Origin of the sequence: Streptacidiphilus melanogenes (assembly GCF_000787835.1) — a bacterium.
Taxonomy (GTDB): domain Bacteria; phylum Actinomycetota; class Actinomycetes; order Streptomycetales; family Streptomycetaceae; genus Streptacidiphilus; species Streptacidiphilus melanogenes.
Genome location: NZ_BBPP01000002.1, coordinates 342,585 through 359,873 on the forward strand (window position 1 = coordinate 342,585; position 17,289 = coordinate 359,873).

A 17,289-nucleotide genomic window follows, 5' to 3' on the forward strand; every position below is an offset into this window, starting at 1 on the left:
ATACGATTCCGTCGTGGCTGATATCCAGATCCCCGCTGACATCAGGCCCGCTGACGGCCGTTTCGGCGCAGGTCCGTCGAAGGTCCGGCCTGAGGCGCTCGGCGCCCTCGCCGCCGCCGGCGACTCTCTGCTCGGCACCTCCCACCGCCAGGCCCCGGTGAAGAACCTGGTCAAGCGTGTGCGCGAGGGCATCAGCAGTCTCTTCTCGCTGCCGGAGGGCTACGAAGTCGTCCTCGGTAACGGCGGATCCACCGCGTTCTGGGACATCGCCGCCTTCGGGCTGGTCGAGAACAAGTCCCAGCACCTCAACTTCGGCGAGTTCTCCTCCAAGTTCGCCGGCAGCGTCAAGGCCGCGCCGTGGCTGGCGGAGCCCACGGTGATCAAGTCGGAGCCCGGCACGCACCCGCTGCCGCAGGCCGAGGCCGGCGTCGACGTGTACGCGCTGACCCACAACGAGACCTCGACCGGTGTGGCCATGCCGATCCGCCGCGTCGCGGGCGCCGACGAGGGCGCGCTGGTGCTGGTCGACGCCACCTCCGGGGCCGGCGGTCTGCCGGTGGACATCACCGAGTCGGACGTCTACTACTTCGCGCCGCAGAAGTCCTTCGCCTCCGAGGGCGGCCTGTGGATCGCCGTCTTCTCCCCCGCCGCGCTGGAGCGCGCCGCGCGGATCGCCGCGTCCGGCCGCTACATCCCGCCGTTCTTCGACCTGCCGACGGCCATCGACAACTCGTCGAAGGACCAGACGTACAACACCCCGTCCATCTCCACGCTCTTCCTGCTCGCGGACCAGCTGGACTGGATGAACGCGGGCGGCGGCCTGGCCTTCACCACCGGCCGCACCGCGGACTCCTCCTCGCGGCTGTACACCTGGGCGGAGAAGTCGTCCTACGCGACCCCGTTCGTGGCCAACCCGGCCGAGCGCTCGCAGGTCATCGGCACGATCGACTTCGACGACGCGATCGACGCCGCAGCGGTCGCCAAGGCGCTGCGCGCCAACGGCATCGTGGACACCGAGCCCTACCGCAAGCTGGGCCGCAACCAGCTGCGCATCGCGATGTTCCCGGCCATCGACCCGGCGGACGTCGAGGCGCTGACGGCCTGCGTCGACTACGTGATCGAGCGGCTGTAGCAGCACACGAACGAACGGAAGGGGCGGGCCGCCAGGCCCGCCCCTTCACGCGTTCACCGGATCAGCACTGCAGTCGGTGAGGCGACGGCAGTCACTGATGCGCCACCGGCAGCGGCACCGGCAGGCTCAGCCCGAGGCTCGCGACGGTCTGGGTGACCACGGCCAGCAGGTCGGTGACGGTCGCCGTGAGGGCCGTCGTCACCTTGCTCAGGTCGAGGGACGTCAGCGCGCTGACCAGGTTGGTGACGTCGCCCTGGAGCTTCGTCAGCGCGTCGCCGACGGCGTCCGCGGGCACCGTGCCGCGCACCTGACGGCCGACGACCGGCACGGTGGTGGGAACGGACTTCTGCAGATCGGTGATGGCCGTGGTGACCTTGGCTGCGGCCGCCTGGACGTCGGCGGCACTGGGTGCCGGCTTCGCCGTGGCCATCGCGGTGAGCTGGGCGATGGCGCCCTGAACGGCACCGAGGTTCCCGAGGACGGTGAGCGCGGTGGAGGGGTCGGCCGCCGGCAGCACGGCGCCGGGCTGGGCGACGTGCTGGGTGGTACCGCCGACGGGCTGGGGTGCGGCCTCCGCGGTCGCCACGAGCGAGCTGCCCGCCAGGACGGCGGCGAGCGTGGCACCGGCGATTACGGAGTGGACGCGACTGAGACGCATGAGCGTGTTTTCCCTAACTCAAAGAGGGTTTGGTCGGACACGCTCAAACCTCGCTCCGCCCGTCACTCCCGGCAACGCGGGAGATCCGAACGGTTATCACCCACATGCCTAGCGCAGGGCCGCACCGATCACCACAGCGATCAGGAGCAGCACCAATGCACCGGTGACGATGCGTGTTCTGGTCTTGGGATCCACACGTTCAGCCTATCCCCCGCCCGTCCCCCGTCCGCCACGGGTCAGGGTCCGGTGGACCCCCGGACCACGAGGTGCGTGGGCAGCGGCTCGGGCTCGGGGAGCGCGGAGCCCGCGCCCGAGCGGGCATCCGCCGCGCCGGGGGCCGGAAGGGCGGTGAGCGCCGTGAGCAGCCTCACGCCCGCCCCGCCGAGGCGTTCGCCGGGCAGGTCGACGGTGGTGAGCGCGGGCGAGAAGAGCGGTGCGGCCACGATGTTGTCGATGCCGACGACCGAGAGGTCCTCGGGGACGCGCAGGCCCAGCTCGGCGGCAACGTGGTACACCCCGGCCGCGACCACGTCGTCGTCGCAGACGACGGCGCGGGGGCGGTCCCCGGCCTCGGCGAGCAGCAGGCGCGCGGCGGCGCGGGCGGCCTCGAGACCGCCGTTCACCGAGACGCCGACCTCGACGACCTGCGCCCCGGCCGCGGCGGCCTCGAACCCCGCCTGACGGGCCCGGAAGGTGTGCGCGGACTCGACGGAGCGCAGGTGCCCCAGCCGCTCGTGGCCGAGCGCGCGCAGGTGGGCCACGGCGGCCGCCATGCCGGCCCCGACGTCCAGCTGCTGCGTGCGGCGGCGCGGATGCCCGGCGCTGAGGGCCGGGTCGGCGTCGAGGAAGACGACGGGGACGTCGTCCGGGAGGTCGCCGCCGAGCTGGCTGTCGTCGGGCGAGCAGATCAGCAGGCCGTCGTACTGGCCGCCGCGGGCGGCGCGGGCCAGCGCGGCGTGGTCCCAGGCCGAGGAGACGACGACGGACAGGCCGCCGTCAGCGGCGCCCGTGGACCCGGCCTGAGCGGCCTCCGTCTGCGCGCCCGCGAGCACGCGGGCGAAGAACGGGCCGAGGATGTTCGGCACCGCGAGCAGCAGCAGCCCGGTGCGGCCGAGCCGCAGCTGGCGTCCGGCCGCCTGGGGGGCGTAGCCGAGCTCGGCCGCTGCGGCGAGCACACGCCGGCGGGTGGCCTCGGAGACCCGGTGCGCGGCCGCGCCGGAGCCGGTCCCTGAGCCGGAGAAGACCAGCGAGACGGTGGCCTGGGACACCCCGGCGCGCTCGGCGACGTCCCGCCCGGTCGGGCGGCGGTTCACCCGCGACGCCCGGCTCGGCCCAAAGGACGGGCCTACTTCTGCTCGGCGCGGACCGCGTCGTCCAGCGCGTCCTCGGCGGCGTTCTGCGCGGCGATGCGGCCGCTCATGCTGCGCCGGTCCGACCTGCGGCGCTCGATGCCGCCGGTGATCTGCTCCGACATCGCGTCGCGCTGCCGACTGAGCACGACGAAGCTGATCGGCGCGGAGACGACACCGGCGATGATCAGCAGCAGGAAGACCCCGGAGGCGCCGGCCGTCACCGGCAGCACACCGACGTGCGCGAGCACGAGAGCGAGCAGGAAGCAGGCCAGGAAGATGCTGGCCCGCATCGCGCTGTAGCGGAGGGTGGCGTGCGACTTGGCGGTCACGGCACGGATTCTCTTTCCCTACGGGGTCCCTACGGGAGGGCAATACCCAACAAGTGAAGCACGCCGCCCGGGGCGATCTTCACAGGGCTGTGGACAACCCCGGAAGCACCCCGGCGGCGTGCCCCGGAAGCACGCCTCAGAAGCGCATCGGCTGCGGCGCCTCGCGGCGGGACGCGTCCGGGCCCGGGTACTCGCGGATGATCTCGTAGCGGGTGTTCCGCTCGACGGGGCGGAAGCCCGCGTCGCGGATCAGGTCCAGCAGGTCGTCACGGGTCAGCTTGTTCGGCGTGCCGAAGCCGTCCGCGTCGTGGGTGATCTTGTACTCGACGACCGAGCCGTCCATGTCGTCCGCGCCGTGGTTCAGCATCAGCTGCGCGCCGGCCAGGCCGTGCATCACCCAGAAGACCTTGACGTGCGGCACGTTGTCGAAGAGCAGCCGCGAGACGGCGAAGGTGCGGATCATGTCCGCGCCGGTGGCCATGGTGGTGCGGGCCTGCAGCGTGTTGCGGATCTTGCCGTCGCGCGAGTCGTGGAAGTCGTGCTGGTAGCGCAGCGGGATGAAGACCTGGAAGCCGCCGGTCTCGTCCTGCAGCTCCCGCAGCCGCAGCACGTGGTCCACGCGGTGGCGCGGCTCCTCGATGTGGCCGTAGAGCATGGTGGAGGGCGTCTTGAGGCCCTTGCTGTGCGCCAGCCGGTGGATGCGCGACCAGTCCTCCCAGTGGGTGGCGTGGTCGACGATGTGCTGCCGCACCTCCCAGTCGAAGATCTCGGCGCCGCCGCCGGTCAGCGACTCCAGACCGGCGTCGATCAGCTCGTCGAGGATCTCGTCGGCGGACAGGCCCGAGATCTTCTCGAAGTGGTGGATCTCGGTGGCGGTGAACGCCTTCAGCGCCACGTTCGGCAGCGCCTCCTTGAGGGCGCGCAGCGAACGCGGGTAGTACCGCCAGGGCAGCGTCGGGTGCAGGCCGTTGACGATGTGCAGCTCCGTCAGCTGGTCGTTCTCCATCGCCTTGGCGAGCTTGACCGCCTCCTCGATGCGCATCGTGTAGGCGTCCTTCTCGCCCGGCTTGCGCTGGAACGAGCAGTACGCGCAGGACGCGGTGCACACGTTGGTCATGTTCAGGTGACGGTTGACGTTGAAGTGGACGACGTCGCCGTTCTTCTGCGTCCGCACGTGGTGCGCGAGCCCGCCGAGCCATGCGAGGTCGTCGGTCTCGTACAGCGCGATCCCGTCCTCGCGGGTGAGCCGCTCCCCGGCGTAGACCTTCGCCTCCAGCTCGCGCTTCAGCCCTGCGTCCATCCGAGTCCCGCCTCCATCAGCGCGTTGAACAATCCGTACGAGCCTACGCCCCTGATCGACGGCTCGGTCGCAGGACCCCTCCGTCACGTCCGTCGCTGGAGCAGGTTCAGACCGCGAGGATCCTCGCCAGCAGCGCCGGTTCCACGTTCCCGCCGCTCACCACCGCGGCGAACCGGCTGCCGGGCAGGTCCTCACCGTGGAAGAGGTAGGCCGCCGTCGCCACCGCGCCCGAGGGCTCGGCGACCAGCCTGCCGCGGCGGGCCAGCACGGCCACCGCCTCGGCGATCTCCTCCTCCGACACCGTCACGATGTCGTCCACGTACGCCTGCACGTGCTCCCACGGGAGTTCACCCAGCGAGGTGGTGCGCAGGCCGTCGGCGATCGTGCGGTAGGTGTCCGCGTGGGCCCAGGCCCGCCGCTCGCCGGCACGGAAGCTCTCCGCCGCGTCGCCGGCGAGGGCCGGCTCGACGCCGACGATCCTCACCCCGGGCATGGTGAGCTTCAGCGCGGTCGCGACGCCGCTGATCAGCCCGCCGCCGCTGACGGGGACCAGCACCGTCTGCAGGTCCAGGTCGAGCGCCGCGGCGTCGTCGGAGATCTCCAGGCCGGCCGTGCCCTGGCCCGCGATGATGTACGGGTCGTCGTACGGCGGCACCCAGACGTAGCCGTGACGCTCCACCAGCTCCAGCGGCAGGTCGTCGCGCTGGGTCATGTCGACGAGGATCACCTCGGCCCCGTAGGAGCGGGTGTTCTCGACCTTCACCTCGGGCGAGGTGTCCGGCATGACGATGACGGCCTTGATGCCGAGCTTGCGGGCCGCGTACGCCACGGCCTGGGCGTGGTTGCCGCTGGACTGGGCGACCACGCCCTGCGCGCGCTCCTCCGGCGTCAGCGCCGCCAGACGGTTGTAGGCGCCGCGGATCTTGAACGCGCCGGTGGGCTGGAGGTTCTCCGGCTTCAGGTGGAGGCTCCGGCCCGGACGGTCGGCCCAGGGGCACGGCATCAGCGGGGTGCGCACCGCGACCCCGGCGATCCGTCGTTGCGCGTCGCGCAGTTCGTCCAGTGTCACCAGGGTCATGTGCGGATCACGCCTTCCGTGTGGCGTCCGTGAACTCGGTGTCGGGCAGCTCGACCGCTCGGTTCTCCCACTTGGTGGAGAGCACGACGGTGGTGCGGGTGCGGGCCACGCCCTTGGTGCCGGAGAGGCGCTTCACGATCGACTCCAGGCCGTCCACGTTGGGAACGCGGACCTTGAGCATGTAGGAGTCGTCGCCCGCGATGAACCAGCAGTCCTCGACATCGGGCAGGTCGCGCAGGCGGCCCGCGACGTCCTCGTGGTCCGCCGCGTCGGTCAGCTGGAGACCGATCAGGGCGGTGACGCCCAGGCCCAGCGAGGCCGGGTTCACCGTCGCGCGGTAGCCGGTGATGACGCCCGCCTGTTCGAGGCGGTTGATCCGGTCGGTGACGCTGGGGCCCGACAGGCCGACGAGCCGTCCCAGCTCGGCGTAGGAGGCGCGCCCGTTCTCGCGCAGCGCCTGGATGAGCTGCCTGTCCACCGCGTCCATGGTCGAAAACCTGGCCTTCCAATCGTTGGGGAACCTGCCGACAGTATCCGGAATCAAAAACTCCAGGCCGATGCGGCCCCCGGTTCGCAAAGAAGATACTCCGACGAGGTGACCTCCATCACGTCGAGGTGGCACCGCCACCCAGTTCACCCGCCCAGCGGAGGTACAGCCGGTGCTCGACCCCGACCGCGTCGAGCACACGTCCGGCGACGAAGTCCACGAGCTGCTGGACGCTGGCCGAGCCCGCGTAGAAGCCCGGCGAGGCGGGGATCACGATCGCCCCCTGCTGGTCGAGGTCCGCGAGTTGACGCAGTGTCACCCCGCTGAGCGGGGTCTCCCGTACGCACAGCACGAGCCGTCGGCGCTCCTTGAGGGTGACGCTCGCGGCCCGCTGCAGCAGGTCCTTGCTCAGGCCGATCGCGATCCCGGCGACGGCCGCGGCGCTGCACGGGACCACGATCATCCCTTTGGCGGGGTACGAGCCGCTGGACGGCCCCGCCGCGAAGTCGCCGGCCGTCCAGTACCGCACGTCGTCCAGCTCGAACGGCTCCGGCTTTCCGCGGTCCAACGGCCGCTCCAGCCACTCCCGCAGGTCCTCGCGCCAGTGCGCGTCCCGGAAGGAGATCCCCGTCTCGTCGATCAACGTCAGCCGTGCGGCCCGGCTGACCACCACGTCCACGGCCTCCCCGGCGGAGAGCAAGCCCCGCACGACCGCCGCCGCATACGGCGTCCCGGACGCCCCCGTCACCCCGACCACCCACGGCTCACGCTTCACAGTTCCGACCCTAACGGGCGAACCGCCGAACGGCGGACCGGCCGGTCAGTCGTGCACGATCCGGATGCCGGTGCGGCGGCCGAAGGTGCCGTAGGCGGGGACCAGGAGGAAGAGCGCCGCGTCCAGGAGATCCGGACGGCCGAGCCCGACGAAGGTGGGGACCAGGCCGACGGCGGTGATCAGGGCCTCGACCGTCGGGGCGTCCGCGGCCTCGAAGACGGTGTAGAAGAGGTTGCCCGGCTCCCCGTCCCAGACCGGGTCGGCGAAGGTCTCCCAGGACTGGCTGTTGAAGGCGCGGGCGTAACGGGCGGTCGGGACCAGGGCCCGGACCAGGTCCGCGCTGTGCAGGACGGGCTGCGGGAGGCGGTTGGTGGCGTCGACGACCAGCCTTGCCCGCGAGCGCGTCCGCGTGGGTGCGCAGGAACTCCTCGACGTCTCCGGCGGGGATGGCCAGCAGCACGGTGTCCGCCGCGGCGACCGCCTCCGCCGGGGTCGCGACCTTCGCGGCGGTGTCCCCCGCGGCGTCGGAGGCCGCCGGGTCGCGGGAGCCGAAGACGACGGCGTGCCCCGCCCGCGCGAAGGCCCGGCCGAGCGTCCCGCCGATGTTGCCGGTGCCGATGACGGCCGTGGTTCCGATGGCGCTCATGACGAAGCCCTCCCCTTGCTCATCCGTCCGTTGAGGGGAACGAGCAACGGGAGGGCCGCTGATATTCCGTCAGCCGCTTCCCGCTACGGGGCGAGTCCGCGCAGGACCAGGTCCAGCAGGGCGAAGCAGAACAGCGAGATCCCGACGAAACCGTTCACCTGGAAGAAGGCGCGGTTGAGGCGGCTCAGGTCGCCCGGGCGGACGATGGAGTGCTCGTAGACGAAGGCGACGCTCACCACCGCCAGGCCCATCCAGAACGCCCAGCCGGCCGCCGTCAGCCACGCGTACCAGCCGAGGAGCAGCATAGTGAGCACATGGGCCGCGCGGGCGCCGTAGAGGGCGTTGGCGACGCCGAAGCGGGCCGGGACGGAGCGGACGCCGTCGGCGCGGTCGGCCATGACGTCCTGGCAGGCGAAGATCAGGTCGAAGCCGCCGATCCAGACGCCGACCGCCAGACCCAGCACACAGGCCTCCCAGGACCAGGTGCCGGTGACCGCGATCCACGCGCCGACCGGGCCCATCGCCTGGGCGAGGCCGAGGATCGCGTGCGGGAAGTCGGTGAACCGCTTGCCGTACGGGTAGACGACCATCGGGATCACCGCGATCGGCGCCAGCGCCAGGCAGAGCGGGTTGAGCAGCGCCGCCGCGGCCAGGAAGACCACCAGCGCGACCGCCGAGCCCGTGTACGCCGTGCGCAGCGAGACCGCACCGGTGACCAGCTCCCGTCCGGCCGTGCGCGGGTTCCGCGCGTCGATCTCGCGGTCGATGATCCGGTTCGCGGCCATGGCGAAGGTCCGCAGGCCGATCATGCACAGCGTCACCAGCAGCAGCTGGACCCAGTGCACGTGCTCGTCCTGCAGGAACATCGCCGTCAGCGCGGCGATGTAGGCGAAGGGCAGCGCGAAGACCGAGTGCTCGATCATCACGAGCCGAAGGAACGCCTTCGTTCTGCCGATGTCGGGGGTGGCGACGGCTGTCGTCATCAGAGCCCGTACTCCTTCCAGCGGTTGTCCACGAGCGAGGCCGTGGCCGGGTCCGACAGGACCATCTCGGGCCAGCCGCCGTCGCGGGTGTAGCCCTCCTCGGGGAGCTTGCGGGTCGCGTCGATGCCCGCCTTGCCGCCCCAGAACTGCTGGTAGGAGGCGTGGTCGAGATGGTCGACCGGCCCCTCCACCACGGACAGGTCGCGGCTGTAGTCCACGTTGCCCAGCGCCCGCCAGGCGACCTCGTGGTAGTCGTGCACGTCGCAGTCGGAGTCCACCACGATGATCAGCTTGGTCAGCGACATCATGTGGGCGCCCCAGATCGCGTGCATGACCTTCTGCGCGTGCTTGGGGTACTTCTTGTCGATCGAGACGATCACGCAGTTGTGGAAGCCGCCGGCCTCGGGCAGGTCGTAGTCGACGATGTCCGGGACGATCACCTTCAGCAGCGGCAGGAAGAACCGCTCGGTGAACTTGCCCAGCGGCCCGTCCTCGGTCGGCGGGCGGCCGACCACGATGGACTGGAGCAGCGGGCGGCGACGCATCGTCACGCAGTCGATGGTCAGCGCCGGGAACGGCTCCTGCGGGGTGTAGAAGCCGGTGTGGTCGCCGAACGGACCCTCGGGCAGCATCTCGTTCGGGTCCAACCAGCCCTCCAGCACGACCTCGGCGTCCGCCGGGACCTGGAGCGGGACGGTCTTGCAGTCGACCATCCGGATCCGTTCGCCGCCGACGAAGCCGGCGAACAGGTACTCGTCGATGTCGCCCGGCAGCGGCGCCGTCGCGGCGTAGGTGACGGCGGGCGGGCAGCCGAAGGCGATCGCGACCGGCAGCTTCTCGCCGCGCTTGGCGGCGACCGCGGCGTGGTTGCGGCTGTCCTTGTGGATCTGCCAGTGCATGCCGATGGTGCGCCTGTCGTGGCGCTGCAGCCGGTACAGCCCCAGGTTGCGCACGCCGGAGTCCGGGTCCTTGGTGTGGGTCAGGCCCAGGTTGAAGAAGGACCCGCCGTCCTGCGGCCAGGTGAACAGCGCGGGCAGCTGCATCAGGTCGACGTCGTCGCCGGTGAGCACGACCTCCTGGACCTTGGCCTCCCCCGGCTTCACCTTCTTCGGCGGCACGTGCGTCATCCCGGCCAGCTTGCCGAAGGCCTCGCGCACGCCGGTGAAGCCGTGCGGCAGTTCGGGCTTGAGCAGCCCCGCGATCTTCTCGCCGATCTCGTCGGCGGACGTAAGGCCCAGCGCCTTCGCGAGCCGCCGCTCGGTGCCGAAGACGTTCATGGCCAGGGGCATCGCCGAGCCCTTGACGTTCTCGAAGAGCAGCGCCGGTCCCTTGGCCTTCTGGACCCGGTCGACGATCTCACCGACCTCCAGGTACGGGTCGACCTCCACCTTGATGCGCCTGAGGTCGCCCTCGCGCTCCAGCGCCCGCAGGAAGGACCGTAGATCGTCGTAAGCCATGGTGCTCAGTATCCGCCACCGGGTGGTGGGGCCATTCCCCGGGGCGGGGCGGCGAACGCGTGTCGCCCGGCCCCGGGCCGGTTCGGGCGGAGCCGACCGAGGCATCGTAAGGACATGCCCACTCTCGACTACCGCGCGCTTCTCTCCGTCGCCGTCGACGAGGCCCGCATCGGCCTCGCGGAGGGCGGCATCCCCATCGGCGCGGCGCTGTTCGGTCCCGACGGCGAGCTGCTGGGCGCGGGCCACAACCGCCGCGTCCAGGACGGTGACCCCTCCATGCACGCGGAGACGGCCGCGTTCCGCGCCTCCGGCCGCCTGCGCGGCTACCGCCGCACCACGATGGTGACGACGCTCTCCCCGTGCTGGTACTGCTCGGGCCTGGTCCGCCAGTTCGGCATCGGCCGCGTCGTCGTCGGCGAGGCCACGACCTTCCACGGCGGCCACGACTGGCTCGCCGACCACGGCGTCGAGATCGTCCTGCTGGACGACCAGGACTGCGTGGGCATGATGACGGACTTCATCCGCACCCATCCGGACCTCTGGTACGAGGACATCGGCGAGTGAGCCCGCGCTCCGGCAGGTCGTCGCACTACCTCGGGGGCGCGGGAAACCACCGGCGTGCGGATGGCCCTGCGCGTTCGGCCGGGCCCGTGGGCGGGTGGCTTGTCGCGCAGTTCCCCGCGCCCCCAAAGATGCGCGTCAGCTGTGGCCGAGTTCCTCGGCCGGGGTGCTCTCCTCGACGGAGCCGCCGGAGCGGTCGGGGTGGAGGGGGAGGGGTTCGAGGCTGAGCTCGTCGAGCACCGGCGGGGCCGGGACCACGGGGGCCGGCATGACCGCGGCCTCGGAGTGCGCGCCGCAGCCGTACGCCAGCGAGACGATGCGGCCGTCCGCAGGGCTGAACTCGTTCGAGCAGACGCCGAAGGCCTGGCTGAGCGACGAACCGCCCAGCGGAACCATGAAGCCGCACGAGACGCACGCCGCCGGTGCCGCCTGCGCCATCGGCGAGTGCGCGCCGAACTCCTTCTCCCAGCGGTCCGCGGCCAGGTTGAGGCCGAGTCTGCTCAGAACGCGGGCGCGGCCCATGCCCAGCTCGTCCGCCACGGACGCGATCTCGGCGCGCTCCGTCTCGGGCGCGACCGCCACGCGGTCGCCGCTGGGCTCGATCGCCACGTCCTCGCCGGCGATGCCGGAGAGACGGTCCTCCGCCAGGACCGAGTTCGGCGCGGGCTCGTCGTCACCGGAGTAGCCGGGCTCCAGGCGCAGGTCGTCCGCCTCGGTGGGGAGCAGGTCGCCGGGGCCGAGGTCGCCGGGGCGCAGGCGCTCGCTCCACGGAACCCACTCCGGCGCGATCAGCGCCTCCGGCCCGGGCAGCAGCACCGTTTCGTCGAGGGTGACCTGCTTGGCACGCGCCGCGCGGGTCACGGTGACCGCCCAACGCCAGCCGCGGTAGGCCTTCTCCGTCGTGGCGAAGTAATGCGTGACCACGCGGTCGCCCTCGACGTCGAGGCCGAGGTGCGCGCCGACTGCGGTCTCTCCGACCGCCGCAACGGCCGCGTGCCGCGCGAACTCCACGGCCTCGGCGCACAGGCGGTCAGGGGTACGGCTTCGCGTCGTCGCAGCACTCATCACGGACTGATTCTCTCCCAACCATCGTCGCGGCCATAACCACGGATTCGCACCATCGCCGAGCGGCGGACTGCGCGCGGTACCGGTCGGACTCCTATTCTTGCCGAACGGCCGGTCCCCTGTCCCGCGCGGACGCGGAACGGATCCGAACGGATGCCGAAAGTACCGCGCCAGGTGCCACGGCTTCTCTTGCCCGTCGTGCACCATGGGAGATATGGCCGAGGCGGGAGTGGGCAAGGCGCGGCGTGCGGCGTCGTCCGTGCACCGGTTCGCCTCGGCTGCGGCGGTGCGCACCGGCAGGGTCGCGAACGCAACGGGTCGGCGGATCCGCCGCGCGACATCCGCGCAGGGCGCGGGCGAGTCGGGGCTGGCCAAGCTGATCGAGCTGCACGCGGTGAACTCCGCGGGCGACATGATGATCACGGTCGCGCTGGCGTCCACCATCTTCTTCTCCGTGCCGACGCACGAGGCGCGCGGGCGCGTCGCGCTGTACCTGCTGATCACGATGGCGCCGTTCGTCCTCCTCGCGCCGGTCATCGGGCCGATGCTGGACAAGATCCCGAGCGGTCGCCGCGCCGCCATGGCGGGCAGCCTGCTGGCCCGCGCCGCGCTGGCCTGGATGATGACGGGCGCCATCGCCGGCGCCGGGCTGGCGATCTACCCGTTGGCGCTGGGCGTGCTGGTCGCCTCCAAGGCCTACGGGGTCATCCGCAGCGTCGTCGTGCCGCGGCTGAAACCGCCGCAGCTGCCACTGGTGAAGGCGAACTCGCGGGTCTCGCTCGCCGGGCTGCTGTCGACCGGCGTCGCCGCCGCGATCGGCGGACTGCTGCACCTGATCGGCCCGGACTGGCCGCTGCGCGGCGCGTTCCTGATCTACATCGTCGGCGCGGGGCTCGCCTTCGCGCTGCCGCACACGGTGGACGTGGCGAAGGGCGAGGAGCGCGCGGTCCTGCACGCGGAGGCCACGCCGGAGGACGGCACCAAGGTCGGGCTGCGGACGGTCGGCCCCGGCGTGGTGCTGGCGCTGGGCTCGGAGAGCGCGCTGCGCGTGCTCTTCGGCTTCCTCACCTTCTTCCTCGCCTTCCTGGTGCGCGAGCATCCGCTGGCGGGGCTGCCGGCCACGGCCTCGCTGGGCCTGGTCGCCGCCGCGCTCGCCATCGGCAACACGCTCGGCACGGTCGTCGGCGCGTGGGTGCGCACGAAGGGCCCTGAGACGCTCGTCACGTTGATGCTCGCACTCGCGTTCGTTTCCTCGCTGGCCGCCGCAATACTCTTCGGCGCGCTCACGGTCGTGCTGCTCGCCTTCGTCTCCGGGTTCACCCAGTGCATGGGCAAGGTGGGTCTCGACGCACTGATCCAGCGCGACGTGCCGGAAGCCGTCCGGACCTCGGCGTTCGCCCGTTCGGAGACGGTGGTCCAGCTGACCTGGGTGGTCGGCGGCGGCCTCGGGATCGTGCTCCCGCTGGTCGGCGAGGTCGGCATGGCCACGGCCGCCGCGCTGATGGGCGTCGCCCTGGTCTGGGCCGTCCGGACCCGGCTCACGCTGCGACCGCGGCACGCAGCGGCAGCCCCCGACGTGGCGTGATCGTCGCGGGGCGGTAGCCTGCCACCATGAGTCTCAACCGCGGTGTCGCCGCCCTTGGAGCCGTCGCCGTCGTGGGCGCCGCGACGCTCGGTATCACGCTTCCGATCGCCGCCCACTACGCGCCCTCGGTCGCCCGGGTCTCGGTCGTGGCCGGCTCCCACTGGACGCAGATCGCCCCGCTCGCCAACTGCTACAACGGCGGCAAGGCCCTGAGCACGACCGACCAGGCCAAGTGCAGCGCGTCCATCAAGGCCGCTCTCAGCGACGACAAGAAGATGCCGACGGCGATCGTGCCGAGCGCGAACGGCAACTTCGGCATCAACGTCGACCAGCCCGTCACCAAGAACGGCTGGGTCGCGCGCACCGGCAGCGGCTTCCTGGTCCAGCACACGACCAACGCCTACGCGGGTCCGCTGTCGATCACCCAGGTGCTGACGACTCAGGACCCGACGACGGGTCAGACCACGACGTCCAACACCGGCCCGATCCTGATCGTGGAGACCGACAAGGACGGCAAGGGCATCTTCGGCGAGTGGCTGCTCCAGCTCAAGGTCGCCGGTAGCTGAACCACGCCCTGACGCCCCGTTGAGCTCCCCGCGCGTTCTCGTCGTCACCGCCGTCGCTCCCGAAGCGGCGGCGGTGCTGCGTGGTGCGGGCGCGGCGCTGCCGCACGCGGGCGAGGACACCCGGACACTGCCCGGCGGGTACCCGCTGACGGCCCTCGGCCCGGTGGACGTGGTGGTCGGCGGCGTCGGCCCCGCGGCGGCCGCGGCGGCCGCCGCGACGGCGCTCGCACTCACCCCGACGGCCTACGGCCTGGCCGTCTCCTCCGGCATCGCGGGCGGTTTCGCGCCCGCCGCACCGATCGGCTCGGCGGTGGTCGCCGAGGCGATCGTCGCGGCGGATCTGGGCGCCGACACGCCCGACGGCTTCGCCGACGTCACCGAGCTGGGCTTCGGACGCGTCCGGCACGCGTGCGCCTTCGTCGACCCCGTCGTCCGCCGTCTGCGCGACGCCGGGCTCCCCGCCGCGACCGGCCCCGTGCTGACGGTCTCCACCGTCACCGGCAGCGCCGAGCGCGCCGCGGAACTGCTGCGCCGTCACCCCGGGGCGGTGGCCGAGGCCATGGAGGGCTTCGGCGTCGCGGAGGCAGCGTCCGGGCACGGCGTCCCCGTGCTGGAGCTGCGCACCGTCTCCAACGCGGTCGGCCCCCGCGACCGCGCCGCCTGGCGCATCGGCGAGGCGCTGGACGCCCTGGCGGCCGTCTTCGCGCGACTGCCGTACGAGACACTGGTCCGGTGACTTCTTCCACCCCGGCCCTCAGTATCGCCTTCTCCCCCTGCCCGAACGACACCTTCGTCTTCCACGCCTGGGCCGACGGCCTGGTCGCGGGGGCGGTGCCGCCCGAGGTCACCTTCGCCGACATCGACATCACCAACGGCCTGGCCGAGCGCGGCGAGCTCGACGTCCTGAAGATCTCCTACGCGCAGCTGCCGTGGGTCCTCTCCGAGTACGCCCTGCTCCCCTGCGGCGGCGCGCTGGGCCGCGGCTGCGGCCCCCTCGTCCTGACCGGCCCCGACGCCTCCCCGGAGCCCGAGGCGCTGCGCGGCGCCACCGTCGCCGTCCCGAGCGAGCGCTCCACCGCCTACCTGCTGTTCCGCCTCTGGGCGGCGGAGGCCGTCCCCGGCGGCCTCGGCGAGATCGTGGTCATGCCGTTCCACGAGATCATGCCGGCGGTGCGCGACGGCAAGGTCGACGCGGGCCTCGTCATCCACGAGGCGCGGTTCACCTACCAGAACTACGGCCTGCGCTGCCTCGCCGACATGGGCGAGGCGTGGGAGTCCGCGACCGGCCTGCCGATCCCGCTCGGCGCGATCGTCGCCCGCCGCGGGCTCGGCGCGGAGCGCCTCGCAGCACTGGCGGACACCATTCGCGACAGCGTCCGCGCCGCGTGGGCGGAGCCCGCGCTCTCGCGGGACTACGTGATGTCGCACGCCCAGGAGATGGACCCCGCGGTGGCGGACCAGCACATCGCCCTCTACGTGAACGAGTTCACCGAGGACCTCGGCGAAGCCGGCTACGCCGCGGTACGCGGCCTCCTCAGCCGCGCCGCAGCCGCGGGCCTGACCCCGGCCGTCCCGGACGGGCTGCTGTCGTTCCCTGCGTGAGTTGCACGGCCGGGGGGCGCGGGGCTCTGCACGAGAGACGGCCGCGCCCCCTGGGTTGCCGCTAGCTAGACGTCCAGCTGGTCGGCGACGTGGTGGAGGAGGGTCGCGATGCGCTTGCCGACGGGCTTGTCGGGGTAGCGGCCCTTCTGGAGGGCGGGGATGATCTTCTCCAGGACGGTGGTGAGGTCCTGGACCATCGCGGCGAGTTCGTCCGGCTTCTTGCGGGACGCCGCCGCCAGCGACGGGGCCTCGTCGAGGAGCGTCACGGTCAGTGCCTGGTCTCCCCGGTGGCCGGCGACCACGCCGAACTCGACCCGCTGGCCGGGCTTCAACGACTCCACTCCGACAGGCAGTGCCTTGGAGTGCACGAACACGTCGCCGCCGTCGTCGCGCGAGAGGAAGCCGAAGCCCTTCTCAGAGTTGAACCACTTCACTTTGCCCGTAGGCATGGGGAGACCTCGTCGTAGGTGAGTCGTTGAGTCGGAGTGTGTCGTACGGGGGTGCGGCGCCCCACCGGCTACCGGTGGTGACCGCTGGGCGCCGCAGGCGAACTAGCGCCGGGCCATTGTTCCAGGTCGGCGCCGAAATGATCGACCGGATTGCTCCGCCGGAGGCACCTGCGGCACGGCCGACCGACGTGTCGTCCAGATCGGGGACATGGCGCACCTCCTCATCGAACTGCCTGGTCACGCCGCAGCGATCCCGCTGCGCGCACGCACGGTCCCCGTGCGTGACGTGCATACCCTGCCGGGGCACTCCGCTAACCCCGCGCGCGCCGCGCACCTGTGCGGACCCGTTAGCGTGGAGGGTGTGAACGCTGACTCCCTCTCCCGCGCGGAAGATCCGGGCGCCCCCGGCGACCGGCTGGTCCGCATCGGGGCGATCCTCTTCGCCGTCGGCGCGGTGGCCACGATCGCCACCGTGCTGCCGCTCTTCCTCGGCCTGCACCGGCTGCCGACGCCTGCGTACTTCGTCTGCATGGTGATGCCGCTCGGCTTCGCCGTCGCGCTCGCGGGCCTGTTCGCCTCGGCCCGCTCGCAGAAGCGTCAGATCGCCGCCAAGTAGTCCGACAGCCAGGCCGGGAACCCGGTCAGGTCCGGCAGGACGACGCCCGCGCCGGCCGCACGCAGGCTCTCGGCGTCGTAAGGGCCGGTCGTGACCGCGACCGGGAAGGCGCCCGCCTCGCGCGCGCCCACGACGTCGCCCAGGTGGTCGCCGACGTACACGCGCACGGCCTCGGCGCGCAGCGCCTCCGCCTTGCCCGCGGCGAAGACGTCGCCGTGCAGGGCGTCGACCTGCATCTCCAGCGCCTCCAGGTTGAGCCGCGCGTTGGGTGTGTGCTTGCCGGTCACCACGACCGTCCGACCGCCGGCCGCGCGCACCGCGGCGAGCGCCTCCAGTGCGCCCGGCAGCGGCGTGACCCCGGCGATCCCGTACTCCGCATAAAGCTTCCGGTACCGATCCGCCATGGCCTGGACCTCGTCGGCCGGGAACCAGTTCGCCATCTCGACCTCCACCGGCGGCCCGAGCCGGGAGCAGACGAGGTCGGTGTCGATGTCCGTGCCGGTCTCCTCCGCCAGGTACGCGTAGGCCCTCGCGATGCCCGGCCGGGAGTCGATCAGCGTCATGTCGAGGTCGAACCCGACAGCCAGCAGAGGGAGCGGCGTCAACGGCGTCATGGCCTTCACCCTAATCGGGCCTGCCGTGGGCGAT

20 protein-coding genes are annotated in these 17,289 nt (G+C 72.0%); 7 read left to right on the top strand and 13 right to left on the bottom strand.

The features are described 5' to 3' along the window. Nucleotides 1-13 precede the first annotated feature (13 nt). Entirely contained in the window at nucleotides 14-1,132 is a 1,119-nt protein-coding gene (gene serC / locus TR49_RS03400) for a phosphoserine transaminase (protein WP_042376871.1), read from the top strand. A 91-nt stretch (nucleotides 1,133-1,223) separates the two neighbouring features. On the opposite strand, the gene TR49_RS03405 is transcribed toward serC, so the two are convergent. The 10 genes from TR49_RS03405 to TR49_RS03450 all read right to left on the bottom strand — a co-directional run bounded on the left by TR49_RS03405 (nucleotide 1,224) and on the right by TR49_RS03450 (nucleotide 10,197). Then, entirely contained in the window at nucleotides 1,224-1,790 is a 567-nt protein-coding gene (locus tag TR49_RS03405; RefSeq protein ID WP_042376873.1) for a hypothetical protein, read from the bottom strand. Nucleotides 1,791-2,026: 236 nt separating this feature from the next. Then, nucleotides 2,027-3,103, bottom strand: coding sequence for a LacI family DNA-binding transcriptional regulator (locus tag TR49_RS03410; protein WP_042376875.1), 1,077 nt, complete (start codon nucleotides 3,101-3,103; stop codon nucleotides 2,027-2,029). A gap of 32 nt (nucleotides 3,104-3,135) precedes the next feature. Then, nucleotides 3,136-3,471, bottom strand: coding sequence for a DUF4229 domain-containing protein (locus TR49_RS03415; protein WP_052433956.1), 336 nt, complete (start codon nucleotides 3,469-3,471; stop codon nucleotides 3,136-3,138). Nucleotides 3,472-3,607: 136 nt separating this feature from the next. Next, on the bottom strand, nucleotides 3,608-4,771 hold the full coding sequence (gene mqnE, locus TR49_RS03420) for an aminofutalosine synthase MqnE (RefSeq protein WP_042376876.1): 1,164 nt from the start codon (nucleotides 4,769-4,771) through the stop codon (nucleotides 3,608-3,610). Nucleotides 4,772-4,877: 106 nt separating this feature from the next. Continuing rightward, nucleotides 4,878-5,849: a threonine ammonia-lyase gene (locus TR49_RS03425; protein ID WP_042376878.1), complete on the bottom strand. Its 972-nt coding sequence runs from the start codon at nucleotides 5,847-5,849 to the stop codon at nucleotides 4,878-4,880. 7 nt (nucleotides 5,850-5,856) lie between these two features. After that, nucleotides 5,857-6,336: an Lrp/AsnC family transcriptional regulator gene (locus TR49_RS03430; protein ID WP_042364954.1), complete on the bottom strand. Its 480-nt coding sequence runs from the start codon at nucleotides 6,334-6,336 to the stop codon at nucleotides 5,857-5,859. A 118-nt stretch (nucleotides 6,337-6,454) separates the two neighbouring features. After that, entirely contained in the window at nucleotides 6,455-7,111 is a 657-nt protein-coding gene (locus TR49_RS03435; protein WP_042376879.1) for a UbiX family flavin prenyltransferase, read from the bottom strand. Nucleotides 7,112-7,121: 10 nt separating this feature from the next. Beyond that, nucleotides 7,122-7,757, bottom strand: coding sequence for an NAD(P)-binding domain-containing protein (locus tag TR49_RS46610; protein ID WP_084724503.1), 636 nt, complete (start codon nucleotides 7,755-7,757; stop codon nucleotides 7,122-7,124). A gap of 83 nt (nucleotides 7,758-7,840) precedes the next feature. After that, nucleotides 7,841-8,740, bottom strand: coding sequence for a menaquinone biosynthesis prenyltransferase MqnP (mqnP, locus tag TR49_RS03445; RefSeq protein WP_042376882.1), 900 nt, complete (start codon nucleotides 8,738-8,740; stop codon nucleotides 7,841-7,843). After that, nucleotides 8,740-10,197, bottom strand: coding sequence for a menaquinone biosynthesis decarboxylase (locus TR49_RS03450; RefSeq protein WP_042376883.1), 1,458 nt, complete (start codon nucleotides 10,195-10,197; stop codon nucleotides 8,740-8,742). The genes mqnP and TR49_RS03450 overlap by 1 nt, the downstream gene beginning before the upstream one ends. A gap of 114 nt (nucleotides 10,198-10,311) precedes the next feature. Between TR49_RS03450 and TR49_RS03455 the strand changes: the two genes are divergently transcribed. After that, the gene (locus TR49_RS03455) at nucleotides 10,312-10,761 is read left to right on the top strand and encodes a nucleoside deaminase (protein ID WP_042376884.1); all 450 of its coding nucleotides are present in this window, start codon (nucleotides 10,312-10,314) and stop codon (nucleotides 10,759-10,761) included. 135 nt (nucleotides 10,762-10,896) lie between these two features. Here TR49_RS03455 and TR49_RS03460 read toward each other — a convergent pair whose 3' ends face one another. Further along, nucleotides 10,897-11,823 (bottom strand): DUF3027 domain-containing protein, encoded by a 927-nt coding sequence (locus tag TR49_RS03460; RefSeq protein WP_042376886.1) that lies wholly within the window; start codon nucleotides 11,821-11,823, stop codon nucleotides 10,897-10,899. A 214-nt stretch (nucleotides 11,824-12,037) separates the two neighbouring features. Here TR49_RS03460 and TR49_RS03465 point away from each other — a divergent pair, with 214 nt between their 5' ends. Genes TR49_RS03465 through TR49_RS03480 form a run of 4 tightly spaced genes read left to right on the top strand, consistent with a single transcriptional unit; the run spans nucleotide 12,038 to nucleotide 15,576 of the window. Then, the gene (locus TR49_RS03465) at nucleotides 12,038-13,408 is read left to right on the top strand and encodes an MFS transporter (RefSeq protein WP_174501543.1); all 1,371 of its coding nucleotides are present in this window, start codon (nucleotides 12,038-12,040) and stop codon (nucleotides 13,406-13,408) included. A gap of 26 nt (nucleotides 13,409-13,434) precedes the next feature. After that, complete coding sequence (locus TR49_RS03470; RefSeq protein ID WP_042376887.1) at nucleotides 13,435-13,974, top strand: hypothetical protein; 540 nt, start codon at nucleotides 13,435-13,437, stop codon at nucleotides 13,972-13,974. A 19-nt stretch (nucleotides 13,975-13,993) separates the two neighbouring features. Then, nucleotides 13,994-14,710, top strand: a complete 717-nt coding sequence (locus TR49_RS03475; protein ID WP_042376889.1) for a futalosine hydrolase — start codon at nucleotides 13,994-13,996, stop codon at nucleotides 14,708-14,710. Then, complete coding sequence (locus tag TR49_RS03480) at nucleotides 14,707-15,576, top strand: 1,4-dihydroxy-6-naphtoate synthase (RefSeq protein ID WP_042376890.1); 870 nt, start codon at nucleotides 14,707-14,709, stop codon at nucleotides 15,574-15,576. The genes TR49_RS03475 and TR49_RS03480 overlap by 4 nt, the downstream gene beginning before the upstream one ends. A 65-nt stretch (nucleotides 15,577-15,641) precedes the next feature. Here the strand turns inward: TR49_RS03480 and TR49_RS46570 are convergent, their stop codons facing one another. Then, nucleotides 15,642-16,025: a cold-shock protein gene (locus tag TR49_RS46570; RefSeq protein ID WP_042376892.1), complete on the bottom strand. Its 384-nt coding sequence runs from the start codon at nucleotides 16,023-16,025 to the stop codon at nucleotides 15,642-15,644. A 361-nt stretch (nucleotides 16,026-16,386) separates the two neighbouring features. On the opposite strand from TR49_RS46570, the gene TR49_RS03490 reads away from it, so the two are divergent. Continuing rightward, a complete protein-coding gene (locus TR49_RS03490; RefSeq protein ID WP_042376894.1) occupies nucleotides 16,387-16,641 on the top strand; it encodes a hypothetical protein in 255 nt (84 codons plus the stop codon). Here TR49_RS03490 and TR49_RS03495 read toward each other — a convergent pair. Further along, complete coding sequence (locus TR49_RS03495) at nucleotides 16,623-17,255, bottom strand: HAD family hydrolase (RefSeq protein ID WP_084724504.1); 633 nt, start codon at nucleotides 17,253-17,255, stop codon at nucleotides 16,623-16,625. The genes TR49_RS03490 and TR49_RS03495 overlap by 19 nt on opposite strands. Between the last annotated feature and the right edge of the window lie 34 nt (nucleotides 17,256-17,289).